Annotated in this window: 13 protein-coding genes; 9 read left to right on the top strand and 4 right to left on the bottom strand. The window is 62.1% G+C overall.

The window, feature by feature from the left end:
* Nucleotides 1-34: 34 nt before the first annotated feature.
* Complete coding sequence (locus tag ACNQ62_RS09855) at nucleotides 35-247, bottom strand: DUF1127 domain-containing protein (RefSeq protein ID WP_009824940.1); 213 nt, start codon at nucleotides 245-247, stop codon at nucleotides 35-37.
* Between the two features lie 514 nt (nucleotides 248-761).
* Here ACNQ62_RS09855 and ACNQ62_RS09850 point away from each other — a divergent pair.
* The 8 genes from ACNQ62_RS09850 to mraY all read left to right on the top strand — a co-directional run bounded on the left by ACNQ62_RS09850 (nucleotide 762) and on the right by mraY (nucleotide 10,281).
* Nucleotides 762-1,832, top strand: coding sequence for an Mrp/NBP35 family ATP-binding protein (locus tag ACNQ62_RS09850; protein ID WP_168592726.1), 1,071 nt, complete (start codon nucleotides 762-764; stop codon nucleotides 1,830-1,832).
* Between the two features lie 768 nt (nucleotides 1,833-2,600).
* Complete coding sequence (gene mraZ / locus ACNQ62_RS09845) at nucleotides 2,601-3,104, top strand: division/cell wall cluster transcriptional repressor MraZ (protein ID WP_081781250.1); 504 nt, start codon at nucleotides 2,601-2,603, stop codon at nucleotides 3,102-3,104.
* Nucleotides 3,105-3,109: 5 nt separating this feature from the next.
* Nucleotides 3,110-4,102: a 16S rRNA (cytosine(1402)-N(4))-methyltransferase RsmH gene (gene rsmH, locus ACNQ62_RS09840; protein WP_418094793.1), complete on the top strand. Its 993-nt coding sequence runs from the start codon at nucleotides 3,110-3,112 to the stop codon at nucleotides 4,100-4,102.
* On the top strand, nucleotides 4,099-4,452 hold the full coding sequence (gene ftsL / locus ACNQ62_RS09835; protein WP_005854161.1) for a cell division protein FtsL: 354 nt from the start codon (nucleotides 4,099-4,101) through the stop codon (nucleotides 4,450-4,452). The genes rsmH and ftsL overlap by 4 nt, the downstream gene beginning before the upstream one ends.
* Entirely contained in the window at nucleotides 4,449-6,236 is a 1,788-nt protein-coding gene (locus ACNQ62_RS09830) for a peptidoglycan D,D-transpeptidase FtsI family protein (protein WP_005854159.1), read from the top strand. Before ftsL ends, ACNQ62_RS09830 begins: the two co-directional genes overlap by 4 nt.
* Nucleotides 6,237-6,252: 16 nt before the next feature.
* Entirely contained in the window at nucleotides 6,253-7,734 is a 1,482-nt protein-coding gene (locus ACNQ62_RS09825) for a UDP-N-acetylmuramoyl-L-alanyl-D-glutamate--2,6-diaminopimelate ligase (protein WP_184581775.1), read from the top strand.
* A complete protein-coding gene (locus ACNQ62_RS09820) occupies nucleotides 7,731-9,167 on the top strand; it encodes a UDP-N-acetylmuramoyl-tripeptide--D-alanyl-D-alanine ligase (RefSeq protein WP_418094792.1) in 1,437 nt (478 codons plus the stop codon). The genes ACNQ62_RS09825 and ACNQ62_RS09820 overlap by 4 nt, the downstream gene beginning before the upstream one ends.
* Before the next feature lie 31 nt (nucleotides 9,168-9,198).
* Nucleotides 9,199-10,281, top strand: coding sequence for a phospho-N-acetylmuramoyl-pentapeptide-transferase (gene mraY, locus ACNQ62_RS09815; protein ID WP_005854153.1), 1,083 nt, complete (start codon nucleotides 9,199-9,201; stop codon nucleotides 10,279-10,281).
* A 162-nt stretch (nucleotides 10,282-10,443) separates the two neighbouring features.
* On the opposite strand, the gene ACNQ62_RS09810 is transcribed toward mraY, so the two are convergent.
* Complete coding sequence (locus ACNQ62_RS09810; protein WP_235183792.1) at nucleotides 10,444-11,355, bottom strand: glutaminase; 912 nt, start codon at nucleotides 11,353-11,355, stop codon at nucleotides 10,444-10,446.
* Nucleotides 11,356-11,401: 46 nt separating this feature from the next.
* Here ACNQ62_RS09810 and murD point away from each other — a divergent pair, with 46 nt between their 5' ends.
* Entirely contained in the window at nucleotides 11,402-12,805 is a 1,404-nt protein-coding gene (gene murD, locus ACNQ62_RS09805) for a UDP-N-acetylmuramoyl-L-alanine--D-glutamate ligase (protein ID WP_418094791.1), read from the top strand.
* 340 nt (nucleotides 12,806-13,145) lie between these two features.
* On the opposite strand, the gene ACNQ62_RS09800 is transcribed toward murD, so the two are convergent.
* Together ACNQ62_RS09800 and ACNQ62_RS09795 are read right to left on the bottom strand one after the other, a co-directional pair.
* A complete protein-coding gene (locus ACNQ62_RS09800) occupies nucleotides 13,146-14,051 on the bottom strand; it encodes a sugar kinase (protein WP_418094790.1) in 906 nt (301 codons plus the stop codon).
* A gap of 4 nt (nucleotides 14,052-14,055) precedes the next feature.
* Entirely contained in the window at nucleotides 14,056-15,840 is a 1,785-nt protein-coding gene (locus tag ACNQ62_RS09795) for an IlvD/Edd family dehydratase (protein WP_418094789.1), read from the bottom strand.
* Nucleotides 15,841-15,849 lie beyond the last annotated feature (9 nt).

Below are 15,849 nucleotides of genomic sequence, written 5' to 3'. Positions count from 1 at the left end.
ACAGGGAGGGTGCGTGTGCCCGATCCAGTATGATTTATGCAGCGTTGCGTGCTGTTTCCAGCGCGATGCCGCGGATTTGCGAGCGGCCCATGCCCAGGTCGTTCAGCTCGCGGTTGGACAAGGAGCTCAGCTCGTTGAAAGTCGAGCGGTATACGCGGCGTTGCTTGCGGCGAGTCTCGAGTGCGGACATCAGCGCGGCAAAGCGGTCTGCCAGGGTCGGTGCGGTTGTAGCGTTCAAGTAGGCCATCGGATACCTCGTCTTGTTTCGTCTGTGTTCGTTATCATTCGTCTTGTGTTGGTTATGTAGTAAAATGCTGCATCTGCACAATAGTCAGATCGTCAATGCTGCTATGCAGAAAATGCATGGGCAAAAGGTGACGTAACGTCTTGATCGGGAACAAAATAACCCTAGCGCAAACGCTTTGGCAGTCAGAAGGAATTGTATGAAAAAAAATGGCGACGATACCAGGGAGGAGGAGGGTATCGCCGCCGAAAACAAACACATCCGGGAGGAGGATGGATGAGTTTGGTCTTATTCTTGGCTCGCAGTGTCTGCGTTCCTGAAACCTTTTTGACCTATTTGCTGCGTTTGCACAATTCTCAAATTGTGCATTGCTGCCATGCAGCGAAAACATAGGGGTTTTGCGTAATTTTTGGGCGCTAAATGTTCGTTTTGCCTTGGTGCTGTGCGGCGTGTGAACGTAGGGTTGCGATTTGGCCAGAAACTGCCATGTCAAAAGCAGTCTCGAAAGGAATATGTCATGCCGCTCTCTAAATCCGACGTCGAATCTGCTCTGGCCCGGGTGATGCTGCCGGATGGGAAATCTATCCTTGATCACGATCTGATCCGCGCTTTGACGGTCGAGGGCGATGTGGTGCGCTTTGTTATAGAAGCCCCCAATGCGCAGGTCGCCGCGCAGATGGCCCCGCTGCGCGACGCGGCAGAGGCCGTGGTGCGCGAGGTTGATGGTGTTGGCAGCGTAACAGTCGCCCTGACGGCCCATGGCCCCGCGCCAAAGCAATCGGCCCCAAGCCTCAAGATTGGCGGGCACCCGAAGGCGCAGGATGGCCCGATGAAACCGGCTGGCGTGCAGCGCATTCTCGCCATTGGGTCGGGCAAGGGGGGCGTGGGCAAATCGACCGTGAGCTCGAACCTCGCCGTGGCGTTGGCGCGGGCAGGTCGCAAGGTTGGTTTGCTGGATGCCGATATATATGGTCCCAGTCAGCCGCGTATGATGGGGGTGAATAAGCGGCCCGCCTCGCCGGATGGTAAAACGATCATCCCGCTGCACGCCCATGGTGTGACCCTGATGTCCATCGGCTTTATGATGGAGGAGGGGAAGGCTGTGGTCTGGCGTGGCCCGATGTTGATGGGCGCGCTGCAGCAAATGCTGGGGCAGGTAGAGTGGGGCGAGCTGGACGTGTTGCTTGTCGATCTGCCGCCGGGCACGGGTGATGTGCAGCTGACACTATGTACCAAATCCGAATTGTCCGGCGCGATCGTGGTGTCAACGCCGCAGGACGTGGCGCTGATCGATGCGCGCAAGGCGATTGATATGTTCAATACGTTGAAGACGCCCGTGTTGGGATTGATCGAGAATATGTCGCTGTTTGTCTGTCCTGATTGTGGGTCCGAACATGAAATCTTTGGCCATGGCGGGGTTGCAGCCGAAGCTGCGAAGATGGACGTGCCTTTGCTCGGCAGTCTACCCATCGATCTTGATACCCGGCTTTCCGGCGATGGTGGCACGCCAGTGGCCGCGGGGGATGGGCCGATGGCTCAGGCCTATGCCCGCATCGCCGAAGGTTTGATCAAGGGTGGGATGGCCTAAGGGGCAACCTCCTTCACCATCCTATCTATACTCAACGCCGCGCAGCCCCCTGCGCGGCGTTTCGCGTTCATCGGCGTCGTGTGGACGTGCCTATGGGATCCCATGGGAAAACCTCATGGGAAAACATGGGAGATCGCCGGCCGGACCCTGCCGGATTGGCAAGGTGATTCGGCGGAAAATGGCTGTCTGAGGCGCGGAATCCTCAGTTTGCGCGATAAAACAGTTGCAATTGGTGTTGCGATCGGGGAACAAGCCGCGAACACAGGTTGTGGATAACTCTGTGGTCTAAAATTGTTGGGAAATTGTGGGAAATTTCTACACGCGTTTTTTATCTCAATATGTTGTGGTCTAATTTAATATTTAACCGACATAGGCTAAAAATCGCTGATATTTCTTCCCCACATGTTGATTTACAACCCTGTGCAAAACCAAATTTGGTGTGTATTTCCCAAAAAACTTATAGACGCCCATCAATTCCCATGGCATCCCTAGTGCATCGGATGAGAACGAGACACGGGGCACCAAACGACCCCAACGACCAAATAAAACTCTAGCAGGTTCATACAGGCACCTCGCTTTCATCAGACCAAGAGATCCGGCGCGCGAGCGAGCAGACATCCCCCCAGGTGGCGCGCGCAGTCGGACTTCCCCGCCAAGGCGGGACGGGCGGCGGGTTGATCAGTGGCAGCAGATCAGCCCGCCGTTTCTACATCTACCGCCGGGGGCATGATTTTAGGGCGCACAAGCGTCGCAGGCAGGGACAAACACGTGAGCCGCAGGTTCAGAGGCGAAAGCCAACACAAGGTCGATACGAAGGGGCGGGTGTCTATCCCAGCCTCTTTTCGTCGTGTGTTGGAAGCCGGTGACCCGAATTGGCAAAACGGTGGCACGCCCGAGCTGGTGATCGTCTATGGCGACAGCCGCCGCAGCTATCTTGAATGCTATACCATGCAGGCCATCGAAGAGGTGGACGACAAGATCGACGCGCTGCCGCGCGGGTCAATGGAACGCAAGATGCTGCAGCGCCTGTTCCACGGTCAGTCCTTTCCCACATCGGTCGATGAAACGGGCCGCCTGGTTCTGCCAGCGAAGCTGCGCAACAAGATCGACCTGGAAAACGAAGCATTCTTTATCGCCGCCGGTGATACCTTCCAGATCTGGAAGCCCGAAACCTACGAGACCGAGGAAAAGGCCCGCGAAGAGGAGTGGCTGGACGATCTGCCAGAAGACTTTGATCCGATGGCCTTCCTGGACGGCAAGCCGGAGGCTTGATCGATATGAGCGGACCCAGCGATACCCCCTCCGCCCCGCACACACCGGTTCTGCTGCGCCCCTTGCTGGCGGCGGTGGCCCCTGTGTCGGGGCGTTGGCTGGATGGCACCTTTGGCGCGGGCGGCTATACCCGTGGCCTGCTGGACGCGGGTGCTGCGCAGGTGGTGGCGGTGGACCGTGACCCGCTTGCGTTTGAAATGGCGCAGGCCTGGGCCGGTGACTATGGCGACCGGATCGTCATGCAGCGCGGCGTCTTTTCCAAGATGGACGATTATGCGCAGGATCTGGACGGGATCGTGCTCGATCTGGGCGTGTCCTCCATGCAGCTTGATCTGGCAGAGCGCGGGTTTTCTTTCATGCGTGACGGGCCGCTTGATATGCGGATGAGCCAGGACGGCCCCTCGGCGGCGAATATCGTCAACGAGGCCGAGGAAGAGGTGATTGCCAATATCCTGTTCCAATACGGTGAAGAACGCGCCAGCCGCCGCATCGCCAAAGCGATCGTACGTGCCCGCGAAGAAGCCCCGATCACCACAACGCTGGCGCTTGCAGGCTTGGTCGAAGGCTGTTTGCCGCGTTCGAAACCCGGCCAGTCGCATCCCGCGACCCGCAGTTTTCAGGCGCTGCGCATTGCGGTGAACAATGAATATGGCGAGCTGTTCAACGGGTTAATGGCGGCGGAACGCGCGTTGAAGCCCGGTGGCCAGCTGGCCGTTGTGACTTTCCACTCGGTCGAAGACCGTATGGTCAAACGCTTCCTGACGGCGCGTGCGGGGGCAGGGGGCAACGCCAATCGCTTTGCGCCCGAAATTGAAGCACCCGAGCCGCAATTCAAGATCCTCAAGCGCAAGGCCATCGGGCCGGACGCGCAAGAGCTGGAAGAGAACCCGCGCAGCCGCTCGGCCAAGCTGCGCGTCGCAATTCGCACTGATGCGCCTGCGGGCAGCATCGATGCCAAGGCACTCGGCATGCCTATGGTCAGGGGATTAACCGTATGAGAACCGTGCTTTACATCCTAACCACCTTTTCGGTGATCGGGCTGGCCTTCTGGGCCTACCGCGAGAATTACGCGACCCAGCAAGCCCTGAGTGATGCCGATGACCTGCGCTATGAAATCCGCGAAGCCTACAGCCGTCTGGCCGTGCTCAAGGCGGAATGGGCCTATCAGAACCGCCCCGACCGTCTGCGCGATCTGGCAGAGCTCAACTTTGACCGGCTGAACCTCTTGCCGCTGCATCCCGACCAGTTCGGATCTATCGATCAGGTGAGCTACCCGCCGCTGCCAGAACTGCCGCTGTTCGAGATCACCGACGGCGTTGACGTATCCTCGATGGAGGCCCCCGAATGATCCGCACCCCGCTGCGCCCGCTGGCCCGTATTCTTGAAGCCCGTCAAAAGGGCGAAAACCCCGATGCGATCGAGCGCGAGAACAAGCGTATCCGCCACGAGCAGATGCGCGACGCCTCTCGGCAGCGCGCCGAGGGGCGTTTGCTGGTTCTGGGGGTCTTCTTCTTCTGCGCCTTCACCGTCGTGGGCGCGCGTATGGGGGTCATGGCGACCACCGACCCGACAGAGCCGCGCGCGGCGGCCCCCGGTTCCGTGATCTCGGCCACCCGCGCCGATATTGTGGATCGCAATGGCAATCTGCTGGCGACCAACTTTGAGACACATGCGCTTTATGCGCAGCCGCACCACATGATCGACCCGCAGGGGGCCGTGAAAAAGCTGATGGCCGTGTTCCCCGACCTGAACGAGGAACGCCTGCTGCGCGACTTTACCGGAAAGCGCAAGTTCTTGTGGATCAAGAAGAAAATCAGCCCCGAGCAGATGCAGGCCGTGCATGATATCGGCGAGCCAGGCTTGCTGTTTGCGCCGCGTGACATGCGCCTTTACCCCAACGGGTCGCTTGCCGCGCATATCATGGGCGGGGCCAGCTATGGCCGCGAGGGCGTTCATGCCGCCGAGGTGATCGGCGTCGCGGGGGCAGAGAAATACTTTGACGATTATCTGCGCGATCCGGCCAATGGGAACAAACCGCTGGAACTGTCGATCGACATGACCGTACAGGCCGCGTCCGAGCGTATTCTTTATGGCGGCATGAAGCTTATGAACGCCAAGGGGGCGACCTCGGTCCTGATGGATGTGCACACGGGCGAAGTGATCAGCGCCGTATCCTTGCCCTCTTTCGACCCCAACGACCGGCCCCATGCCGCCGTCACAGGCGATGCGTCCGACAGCCCGCTGTTCAACCGGTCGGTACAAGGCGTCTACGAGCTTGGCTCTGTCTTCAAGATTTTTACCGCGGCACAGGCGATCGACCTTGGCATTGCCACTGCGGATACGGTGATCGACACCTCTGGCCCGATGAAGGTCGGCGGTTTCCGCATCGGCGAATTCCACGGCAAGAACTATGGCAAGCAGACGGTGACGGGGATCATCGTGCACAGTTCCAACCGCGGGACAGGGCGGCTTGCGCTTGAGATCGGCGCCGAGCGTCAGCAGGAATTCCTGAAAAACCTCGGGTTCTTTGAGCCAACCCCCTTCGAGATCGTCGAAGCCTCTGGCGGCAAGCCCTTGCTGCCGCAGCGCTGGCAAGAGTTGAGCACCGTAACCGTCTCCTATGGCCACGGCCTATCCTCCAGCCCGATGCATCTGGCGGCGGGCTATTCCGCCATCGCCAATGGCGGGCACAAGGTCACCCCGACGTTGCGCAAGCAATCCGGCCCCGTGGTCGGCCCCCGTGTGATGTCTGAACGCGCGGCGGCGGATGCCCGCGCAATGTTGCGCGCGGTGGTGACCGAAGGCACGGCCAGCTTTGCCGAAGTGCCCGGCTACCAGATCGGCGGAAAGACCGGTACGGCGGATAAACCCGGCCCCCGTGGTGGCTATCTTGAGGATACGGTCATCGCGACCTTTGCCAGCATGTTCCCGGCGCATGATCCCAAATACGTGCTGATCGTCACACTGGACGAACCTGTCGAGACCTCGGGCGACAAACCGCGCCGCACGGCCGGTTGGACAGCCGTGCCCGTGGCCGCGGAAATGGTCCGTCGCGTCGCGCCTCTGCTGGGTCTGCGACCGACTGTTGAACCGGACAGCCTCGCTGATATAACGCTCTCCAGCAGCAACTAATATAAAGAGCGTCCCCATGGGCACACAGGCCGTCCCGTTATCCTCCCTTGGTCTGACCGCGAAAGGGGGGGGCAACCCGCCCATTGCAGGTATCAGCGTCGACAGCCGTCAGGTCCAGCCCGGCACCCTCTTCGCCGCCATGCCCGGCAGCAAGGTCCACGGGGCCGAGTTTATCCAATATGCGCTGCGCATGGGCGCGGTGGCGGTGTTGACCGACGCCGAGGGGGCCACGCTGGCCGCTGACGCGCTGGCACAGGCCGAGGTCGCCCTTGTCGTCACCGATGCCCCCCGCGAGGCGCTGTCGCGCGCGGCAGCCCTATGGTACGGCGCGCAGCCGCAGACGATGATTGCCGTCACCGGCACCAATGGCAAAACCTCTGTCAGCACCTTTGTGCGGCAAATCTGGATCGAGATGGGGGTGGCGGCTGTCAACCTTGGCACCACTGGCGTCGAAGGCGCATGGACCGCACCGCTGGCGCATACCACGCCCGAGCCCATCACCCTGCACCGCACCCTTGCCGAGGCCTCTGCCAACGGCATCACCCACGCCGCGATGGAAGCGTCGAGCCACGGGCTGGACCAGCGGCGGCTGGATGGCGTGACGCTCAAGGCGGCGGGGTTCACGAATTTTACCCAAGACCATCTCGACTACCACGAGACCTTCGACGCCTATTTCGACGCCAAGGCCGGACTGTTCTCGCGGGTGCTGCCCGAGGACGGCACGGCGGTGATCAATATCGATGATCCCAAGGGGGTCGATATGGTCGCTATCGCACGCGCCCGTGGCTGCGAGGTGATTACCGTAGGGCGCGACGGGGGCGATCTGCATCTGACCGGCCAGCGCTTTGATGCGACGGGGCAGGACCTGCGGTTCAGCTATCGTGGCAAGACCTACCAGAAACGCCTGAACCTCATTGGCGGGTTTCAGGCGGACAACGTGTTGCTCGCGGCGGGGCTGGTGATTGCCTGCGGGGCGGACCCCGCCCATGTGTTCGACACGCTGCCGCATCTGACCACCGTGCGCGGCCGCATGCAGCTTGCCGCCACACGGGACAATGGCGGGGCGGTGTTTGTGGATTACGCCCATACCCCCGACGCCATCGCCACCGCCCTGCAAGCGATGCGCCCCCATGTCATGGGCCGGTTGGTCGCTATCGTGGGCGCAGGCGGCGACCGTGACCGCGCCAAACGTCCGCTGATGGGGCAGGCGGCGGCGGCCCATGCGGATTTGGTGTTCGTGACCGATGACAACCCGCGCTCCGAAGATCCGGCGACCATCCGTGCCGCCGTCATGGAGGGCGCGCCAGAAGCGACCGAGGTGGGCGACCGTGCCGAGGCGATCCTGCGGGGCATCGACGCCATCGGCACGGGCGACGCGCTGCTGATCGCGGGCAAGGGCCATGAAACCGGACAGACCATCGGTGACGATGTGCTACCCTTTGATGATGTGGAACAGGCCAGCGTCGCCGTCGCGGCGCTGGATGGGAGATTGGCATGAGCTTGTGGACAGCAAAAGAGGCCGAAAGCGCCACCGGCGGCCGCGCCATCGGGGACTGGACCTGTGACGGCGTGTCGATTGACACCCGCACCCTTGCACCGGGGGATCTGTTTGTCGCGCTGAAAGACGTGCGCGACGGGCATGATTTTGTCGCCATGGCGCTGGAAAAAGGGGCAGGGGCCGCGCTGGTCACCCATGTGCCCGAGGGCGTGGCCGAGGATGCACCGCTGCTGATCGTCGAGGATGTGCTGAGGGGCCTTGAGGCGCTTGGTGCCGCCGCGCGGGCCCGAACGCAGGCCAAGGTCGTCGCGGTGACGGGCAGCGTCGGAAAGACCTCGACCAAGGAAATGCTGCTTGCGATCTTTGCCGACCAGGGGCGGGCACATGCCTCTGTCGACAGCTATAACAACCACTGGGGTGTGCCGCTGACACTGGCGCGGATGCCTGCGGATACAGAATATGCCGTGATCGAGATCGGCATGAACCACCCCGGAGAGATCACTCCGCTGGCGCAGATGGCCAAGCCGGATGTCGCGATGGTCACCACCGTCGCCGCCGTGCATCTGGAAGCCTTTGCCAATGTCGCGGAAATCGCGGTCGAGAAAGCCGCCGTTTTTGACGGGCTGCAACCGGGGGGCGTGGCGGTGATCAACGCAGACATGGAACACGCCGCGATCCTGATGGCCAAGGCCGTGGATCGCCGTCTGCGCGAGGTCGAATTTGGCGAGCATGGCTATCAGTACAAACTGCTGGACGTGCAGGTGCAGGGCGACACCACCGTCGTGCGCGCCGACGCGGACGGCACACCACTGCTGTTCAAGATCGGGACGCCGGGGCGGCATTTCGCGATGAACGCCTTAGGAGCCTTGGCCTCTGCACAGGCCATGGGCGCGGATCTGGCGCTGGCTGCGGCCTCGCTGGGACGCTGGACACCGTATAAGGGGCGCGGCGTGCGAGAGGTCATCCATCTCGACGTGGTCGACACCCATCTGACGCTGAACCTGATTGATGATAGCTATAACGCGAACCCCACCTCAATGGCCGCCGCCCTAGAGGTGCTGGCCGCCGCCGAGGCGACCCATGACATCGGCCGCGTCAGCAAGGGGCGGCGCATCGCCTATTTGGGGGACATGAAGGAGCTGGGACCGGACGAGATCGCCCTGCACGCAGGGCTCGCGCATCTCGACGCCACCAAAAAGCTGGATGTGATCCACTGTGTGGGCCCGCTGATGAAGTCGCTTTATGACCTGCTGCCCGCGCATCAACGAGGGGAATGGGCCGAGACCGCCGCCGATCTGCTGCCCGCGCTTTCGTCGCATCTGGACAGTGGCGATGTTGTGCTCGCCAAAGGCTCCTTGTCCATGAAACTAGGGCTGATCGTTGACGCGATCCGCAAAATGGGCCATCCGGTCCCGAATGAACGACAGGGCTAAGCCCACAAGATTTTGAGTTAGGACGCGTACGATGCTCTATTGGTTGACCCTCCTGTCAGATGGCGGCGATTTCTTTAACCTTTTCCGCTACATCACCTTCCGCGCCGGTGGGGCCTTCCTGACAGCGCTGGTGTTTGGCTTTCTGTTCGGCAAGCCGCTGATCGCCGTGCTGCGCAAGCGGCAGGGCAAGGGCCAACCGATCCGGGATGACGGTCCCGAGGGGCATTTTGTCAAGGCGGGGACGCCGACCATGGGCGGGCTGCTGATTGTGGGGGCCTTGCTGACCTCTACCCTGCTGTGGGCGCGGCTGGACAACCCGTTTGTCTGGATGGTGCTGCTGGTGACAATGGCATTTGCCGCCATCGGGTTTGCCGATGACTACGCCAAGGTCAGCAAGCAGACGACCGCTGGTGTTTCCAGCAGAATGCGTCTTTTGCTGGGCTTTATCATCGCGGGCAGCGCGGCCTATTGGGCGGCGCAGTTCCACCCTGCAGAGTTGCAGAACCAACTGGCACTGCCCGTGTTCAAGAACACGCTGATCAACCTTGGATATCTGTTCGTGCCCTTCTCGATCATCGTGATCGTGGGGGCGGCGAATGCGGTGAACCTGACGGACGGGCTGGACGGGCTGGCGATCATGCCCGTGATGATCGCCGCCGGGGCGCTTGGCGTGATCGCCTATGCCGTCGGCCGCGTCGATTTCACCGAATATCTGGACGTGCACTATGTGCCGGGGACGGGCGAGATTCTGGTCTTTACCGCCGGTATCTTTGGCGGTGGTCTGGGCTTTTTGTGGTATAACGCGCCCCCCGCCGCGGTCTTTATGGGCGACACCGGATCGCTGGCCCTTGGCGGCGCATTGGGGGCCATCGCGGTTGCCACCAAGCACGAATTGGTGCTGGCCATCGTCGGCGGCCTGTTTGTGGTCGAGGCGCTGTCGGTGATCATTCAGGTGCTCTATTTCAAACGCACGGGCAAACGGGTCTTCCTGATGGCACCGATCCACCACCATTATGAAAAGAAAGGCTGGGCCGAGCCGCAGATCGTCATCCGCTTCTGGATCATCTCTTTGATCCTTGCGATGATCGGGCTGGCGACGCTGAAGGTCCGCTGAGCCGTTTATCAAAGCGGTAAGACACAAGAGGGCGTGCTGCAGGGATGTGGCGCGCTTTTTTTACGGCGGACGGGGGCCAGCCCCCGCGCGGCCAAGGGGCCGCGTCCCCCGGAGTTTATTTGGCAAAATGAAGGGCGGGGGAGGCAGGAAGAGGTGGTGGCGTCAGAAGATCGACCAGCCCATTTCGCGCGCGAGGCGAGCCATGGCCTGGGTGCCTTTCTTCGAGTTGCCATAGCGGTTCAGGCCAGGGGACCAGACGGCGATGCTGGCGCGGCCGGGGACGATGGCAAGGATACCGCCGCCCACACCGGATTTCGCCGGAAGCCCTACGCGGTAGGCAAAATCGCCCGACCCATCATAATGCCCGCAGGTGAGCATCAGCGCATTGAGGCGCCGGATGCGGGGCGGCAGGATCATGCGGGGCAGCTTGTCGGTTTCGATCAGGAACCGTCCGGCCATGGCCAGTTGCCGCGCGGACATGTCGATGGCGCAGTGGTGGAAATAGGTGCCGAGCGTCTTTTCGGGCGGGTTGTTCAGGTTTCCGCAGGAGGCCAGAAAATGCGCCAGGGCAAAGTTGCGGTGGCCATGGGCGGTTTCAGAGGCCGCGACGGTTTCGTTGATGTGGATGTCGTCGTCACTGGCGGCGGCGCGGACGAATTGCAGGATTTCGGCCAAGGTCTCGCGCGGTTCGCGGCCCGTGAGCACCTCGTCCGTGGTGACAATGGCACCGGCGTTGATGAACGGATTGCGGGGGCGGCCCTGTTCGGCCTCAAGCTGCACAATGGAATTGAATGCGCGCCCCGATGGCTCGCGGCCCACGCGCTTCCACAGCTGGTCGCCAGACCGCCCAAGGGCGATGGCAAGGGTGAAGACCTTGGTGATGGATTGCACCGAAAATGGCGTATCGGCATCCCCGGCGGTAAAGACCTCGCCGTCCGCGGTGGTGATCGCGATACCGAATTGCGCAGGATCGACAGAGGCCAGCTGCGGGATATAGGCTGCCACGTCACCCCAGTCATCCGTGGCGCGCATGTCGGCGTTGAGCTGGGCTAAAATCTCTGGCAGAGGGGGCATAAGGGGCTCCGAAAGTTTCAGGGTCATCGCTAACAGGAGAGCAGGCATGATACCAGTTCAAGGTTTGACCGGCGCAAAGGTCGCCATTCTGGGGCTCGGGCGGTCGGGGCTGTCTGCGGCCCGTGCGCTGGCCGCCGGGGGCGCTGTGCCTATCTGTTGGGATGACAACCCCGCCGCACGCGCCGCCGCGCAGGCCGAAGGGTTCGATTGTGTGGATCTGGGCAAGGCCGACGTCTTTGATGATATCGCGCGGCTGATCGTATCGCCCGGCATCCCGCATCTTTATCCGGCACCGAACCCGGTGATCGTCGCCGCGCAGGACGCAGGTGTGCCGGTGGACAATGACATCGGGCTGTTCTTTCAAAGCTTCGCGACGCTGGCCTGGGATAATTTTGACGTGGTGCCCAAGATCATCGCGATCACCGGGTCGAACGGGAAATCCACCACCTCGGCGTTGGTGCATCACATTCTCAAACACGCGGGTCGTCCGACGCAGCTGGCGGGAAACATCGGTCGCGGTGTGCTGGACATAGAGCCTGCCATTGACGGCGAGGTCGTGGTGCTGGAGCTGTCGAGCTACCAGACCGATCTGGCGCGCAATCTGACGCCGGATGTCGCCGTCTTCACCAACCTTAGCCCCGATCATCTGGATCGCCATGCGGGCATGGGCGGCTATTTCGCGGCCAAACGGCGGCTCTTTGCTGAAGGCGGGCCGGATCGTGCCGTCATTGGCGTGGATGAACCCGAAGGGCGGTTTCTGGCGGGACAGCTTAGCGAAGGGGCGGCCGACGACCGGGTGATCCGCGTGTCGGTGGACCGCAAGCTTACGGGTCTTGGTTGGCAGGTCTTCGCGCGCAAAGGCTTCTTGTCGGAATATCGCGGCGGCAAGCAGATCGGCTCCATCGATCTGCGCAGCATTACCGGCTTGCCCGGGGCGCATAACCACCAGAACGCCTGTGCCGCCTATGCCGCCTGTCGCACGCTGGGGTTCGCGCCCAAGATCATCGAAGCGGCGTTCCATTCCTTTGGCGGCCTGCCGCACCGCAGCCAGACCGTGGGCGAGGCGGACGGCGTGCGCTTCGTCAACGACAGCAAGGCGACCAATGTGGACAGTGCGGTCAAGGCACTGGCGGCGTTCAAGAACATCCGCTGGATCTGCGGCGGGCTGGAGAAAGAGGGCGGTTTGGGCAGTTTGTCAGAACCGCTGGAGACAGTGCGCAAAGCCTATGTGATCGGGCGCGAGGCGGCGCAGTTCGCCATGAAACTGGGGGTCGAGGCCGAGGTCTGTGGCACGATGGACGTCGCGGTCGCACGCGCGATCAACGACGCCGAGGCGGGGGACGTCGTTCTGCTGGCCCCTGCGGCGGCGAGCTTTGACCAATACGACAGTTTCGAGCGCCGCGGAGAGGATTTTGTCGCGCAGGTGCAGAAGCATCTGACGGACGCGTAACTGCGTTTTTGGGGAAGGAGCGCCGCATGGGCAATGATTCTGCCCAGTCTGATCCATCGCATGGAGCGCCATGAATATCTCGGTCCAAACCGGCGAGTTGTCCGCATCCGTATTCCGTGAACCGCTTTCAACAAACTGGTCACCTGTGCTTGGTCATATGCGAGGTGCTCAGCTGCAAAACAGGGGTGGCCGGTAGGGCGCTAATGTATGGGCGGAGTAGAATGACGCGACTGTACCGGCGTTAATCACCACGGGGCAGGGTGAAGAGACACCCTGTTGCGTAAGCCCCTGCCGTTTCCCGGTGCGTACTGTCTTTGTCTCAGCCAGTACGCGCGTTCGCTTAACCCGCCGCCATGTCGGCAACAGTGGGCAGCGGGGCGACGGCGCCGTAGCCCTGGACAGACAGCGCAGAGGCCGCGACGGCGTAGTGGCATGCGGCTTCGGGGGTGTCGCCTTTTGACAGGCGGGTCAGGAAAGCCCCGTCGAAACAGTCTCCGGCACCTGTGGCGTCGACGGCTGTGACCCGAACGCCGGGAATATGCGTTATCGTTCCGGCGTGCCCCAGAAGTGCGCCTTCCTCTCCGAGGGTCAGGGCGACTACATCCGGCCCCATTTTATGAAACGCCCGCACGATGTCTTCGGGGGTGTCCAGACCCGTAATCTGGCGCGCGTCATCCAGACCCGGCAGCGCGATATCCGCCAGCCCGAGCGCTTGGGTAATCACGGAACGGGCTTGCTCAAGGGGCCAGAGCGCCAGCCGCAAGTTCGGATCGAAAGATACCTGCCGTCCGGCCGCCCGTGCGATACGCATCGCCTCCAGACCGGCATCGCGCGCGCTGGCACTGATCGCCAGAGTGATGCCCGACAGATGGGTGAACCGGGCGCTCTCTATGGCCTCAACAGGCAAGCTGTCTGCGGTCATTCTGCTGGCAGCAGACCCTGCGCGACGATATTCGAACCGGTGCCCATCTGACCCGTGTCGCACGAAGTAGAGCCCCGTCGGGGCCGATGCGTCCGTCGCAACGCAGGACGCGTCGACGCCCTCGCGGCCCCAGAGATTGCGAAGCTCTTGCCCGAAACCGTCGTCGCCCAAGCGCGTTGCGATGGCGCTGCGCGCGCCGAGGCGGGCAGCGCCAATGGCGACGTTTGACACGTCACCACCGAATCCCTGGTGCCACTGCGTCCCGTTGATCTGGTTGAACTCGACCAGCGGTTCGCCAATGCAGATGATTTCGAAGTCGCGCATGGGGTCAGTGGTTGTTGCGCGGCAGGCCGCGGCTTGTGATGTCGCGGTATTCGGTAGCACCTTCAAAGACCATGCCTTCGGAGAAGGGGCGTACTTTCTCGCGGAAGATCTCTTGCCAGGGGGATTGGCTTTCTGGCTGCGCATAGCCCCCCGCAGCGTCAAGGCCCGTGCGGCGCGCGGCAAGCTCGGTTTCGTCCAGCAGCACGTCCACGCGGCGCTGTTTCAGGTCAATGCGGATCGGATCGCCGTCTTGCAACAGCGCAAGCCCGCCCCCATCCGCAGCTTCGGGCGACGCGTTAAGGATCGACGCCGAGCCAGAGGTGCCAGACTGCCGCCCGTCGCCGATACACGGCAGGGCGCGGACGCCCTGTTTGATCAGATAGCTTGGCGGGCGCATATTCACCACCTCGGCCCCGCCGGGATAGCCCTTGGGCCCTGCGCCACGCATCACCAGAACACTGTCGTCGGTCAGCCCCAACGCGGGGTCATCGATGCGGGCGTGAAAGTCTTCTGGCCCGTCGAATACCGCGACACGGCCTTCAAAAGCCTCTTGCGCGTTCGAGAAGTAGCGCGCCCGAAAGCCCGCGTCGATGGCAGAGGTTTTCATCAAGGCGCTGTCGAACAGGTTGCCGCGCATGTTCAGGAAACCCGCATTGGGTTTCAACGGTGACGCCGCGCGGCGGATCACATCCTCATCGAGGATCGGCGTGTCGGTGTAGAGTTCGGCGATCGTTTGACCGGTCACAGTCAGCGCATCGGGATGTGGCAAAAGCCCGGCCCGCAACAATTCACCGATCACAGCGGCTGTGCCCCCCGCGCGGTGGAAGTCTTCGCCCAGATAGGTGCCGACCGGCTGCATATTGACGAGGAGTGGCACGGCGTGGCCGAATTCTTCCCAATCTCCGTTGCTCAGCGCGATGCCAAGATGCGCGGCGATGGCATTGAGGTGGATCGGCGCGTTTGTTGAACCGCCAAGCGCGGAGTTGACGACAATGGCATTCTCGAAGGCTTCGCGGGTCATGATCTGGGCCGGGCGCAGGTCTGCATGGACCATATCAACGATACGTTTTCCCGTATGATAGGCCGCTTGCCCGCGTTCGCGGTAAGGTGCGGGGATAGAGGCAACGCCGGGCAGCTGCATGCCCAAAGCCTCTGACAGGGAGTTCATCGTCGACGCGGTGCCCATCGTGTTGCAGAACCCGACCGAGGGGGCGGAAGAGGCCGCGATCTCGAGGAATTCTTCGGCGTCGATTGTGCCGGCCGCCAGCTCTTGCCGCGCCTGCCAGATCACCGACCCCGATCCTGCACGTTCGCCCCGGTGCCAGCCGTTCAGCATCGGCCCGACCGAAAAGGCCAGGGCGGGCATGCCCACCGTCGCCGCTGCCATCAGCAGCGCCGGCGTGGTTTTGTCACAGCCAATGGTCAGCACGACGCCGTCGATCGGATAGCCATACAGGCTTTCGACGAGGCTAAGATAGGCGAGGTTACGGTCCAGCATCGCGGTCGGACGCTTGCCGGTTTCCTGGATAGGATGCACCGGAATTTCCATCGGGATGCCTCCGGCGGCGATGATCCCGTCGCGGGTCCGTTTGGCCAGCTCGATATGGTGGCGGTTGCAAGGGCTCAGGTCGCTGCCGGTCTGCGCGATCCCGATCACCGGCTTGCCTGACCGCAGTTCTTCAAGCGTGAGCCCGTAGTTCAGGTAGCGTTCGATATAGAGCGCGGTCATCTCCGGATCGTCGAGATTGTCGAACCACTTACGGGAGCGCAGAGATTTGGTGTCGGTCATAATTCGTCT

The sequence above is a fragment of the Sulfitobacter sp. SBS6 genome (assembly GCF_048285585.1).
GTDB lineage: Bacteria > Pseudomonadota > Alphaproteobacteria > Rhodobacterales > Rhodobacteraceae > Sulfitobacter > Sulfitobacter pontiacus.
The sequence above is the reverse complement of the archived record's forward strand: the minus strand, read 5'-3'. Positions and strand labels throughout refer to the sequence as shown.

What these genes read in the sequence shown, in the direction of transcription:
- rsmH (WP_418094793.1), top strand. Translation starts at nt 3,110, where the DNA reads ATGAGCGGACCCAGCGATACCCCCTCCGCCCCGCACACACCGGTTCTG.
- ACNQ62_RS09830 (WP_005854159.1), top strand. Translation starts at nt 4,449, where the DNA reads ATGATCCGCACCCCGCTGCGCCCGCTGGCCCGTATTCTTGAAGCCCGT.
- murD (WP_418094791.1), top strand. Translation starts at nt 11,402, where the DNA reads ATGATACCAGTTCAAGGTTTGACCGGCGCAAAGGTCGCCATTCTGGGG.
- ACNQ62_RS09850 (WP_168592726.1), top strand. Translation starts at nt 762, where the DNA reads ATGCCGCTCTCTAAATCCGACGTCGAATCTGCTCTGGCCCGGGTGATG.
- ACNQ62_RS09855 (WP_009824940.1), bottom strand. Translation starts at nt 247, where the DNA reads ATGGCCTACTTGAACGCTACAACCGCACCGACCCTGGCAGACCGCTTT.
- ACNQ62_RS09825 (WP_184581775.1), top strand. Translation starts at nt 6,253, where the DNA reads ATGGGCACACAGGCCGTCCCGTTATCCTCCCTTGGTCTGACCGCGAAA.
- ACNQ62_RS09800 (WP_418094790.1), bottom strand. Translation starts at nt 14,051, where the DNA reads ATGCGCGACTTCGAAATCATCTGCATTGGCGAACCGCTGGTCGAGTTC.
- ACNQ62_RS09820 (WP_418094792.1), top strand. Translation starts at nt 7,731, where the DNA reads ATGAGCTTGTGGACAGCAAAAGAGGCCGAAAGCGCCACCGGCGGCCGC.
- ACNQ62_RS09795 (WP_418094789.1), bottom strand. Translation starts at nt 15,840, where the DNA reads ATGACCGACACCAAATCTCTGCGCTCCCGTAAGTGGTTCGACAATCTC.
- mraY (WP_005854153.1), top strand. Translation starts at nt 9,199, where the DNA reads ATGCTCTATTGGTTGACCCTCCTGTCAGATGGCGGCGATTTCTTTAAC.
- ftsL (WP_005854161.1), top strand. Translation starts at nt 4,099, where the DNA reads ATGAGAACCGTGCTTTACATCCTAACCACCTTTTCGGTGATCGGGCTG.
- ACNQ62_RS09810 (WP_235183792.1), bottom strand. Translation starts at nt 11,355, where the DNA reads ATGCCCCCTCTGCCAGAGATTTTAGCCCAGCTCAACGCCGACATGCGC.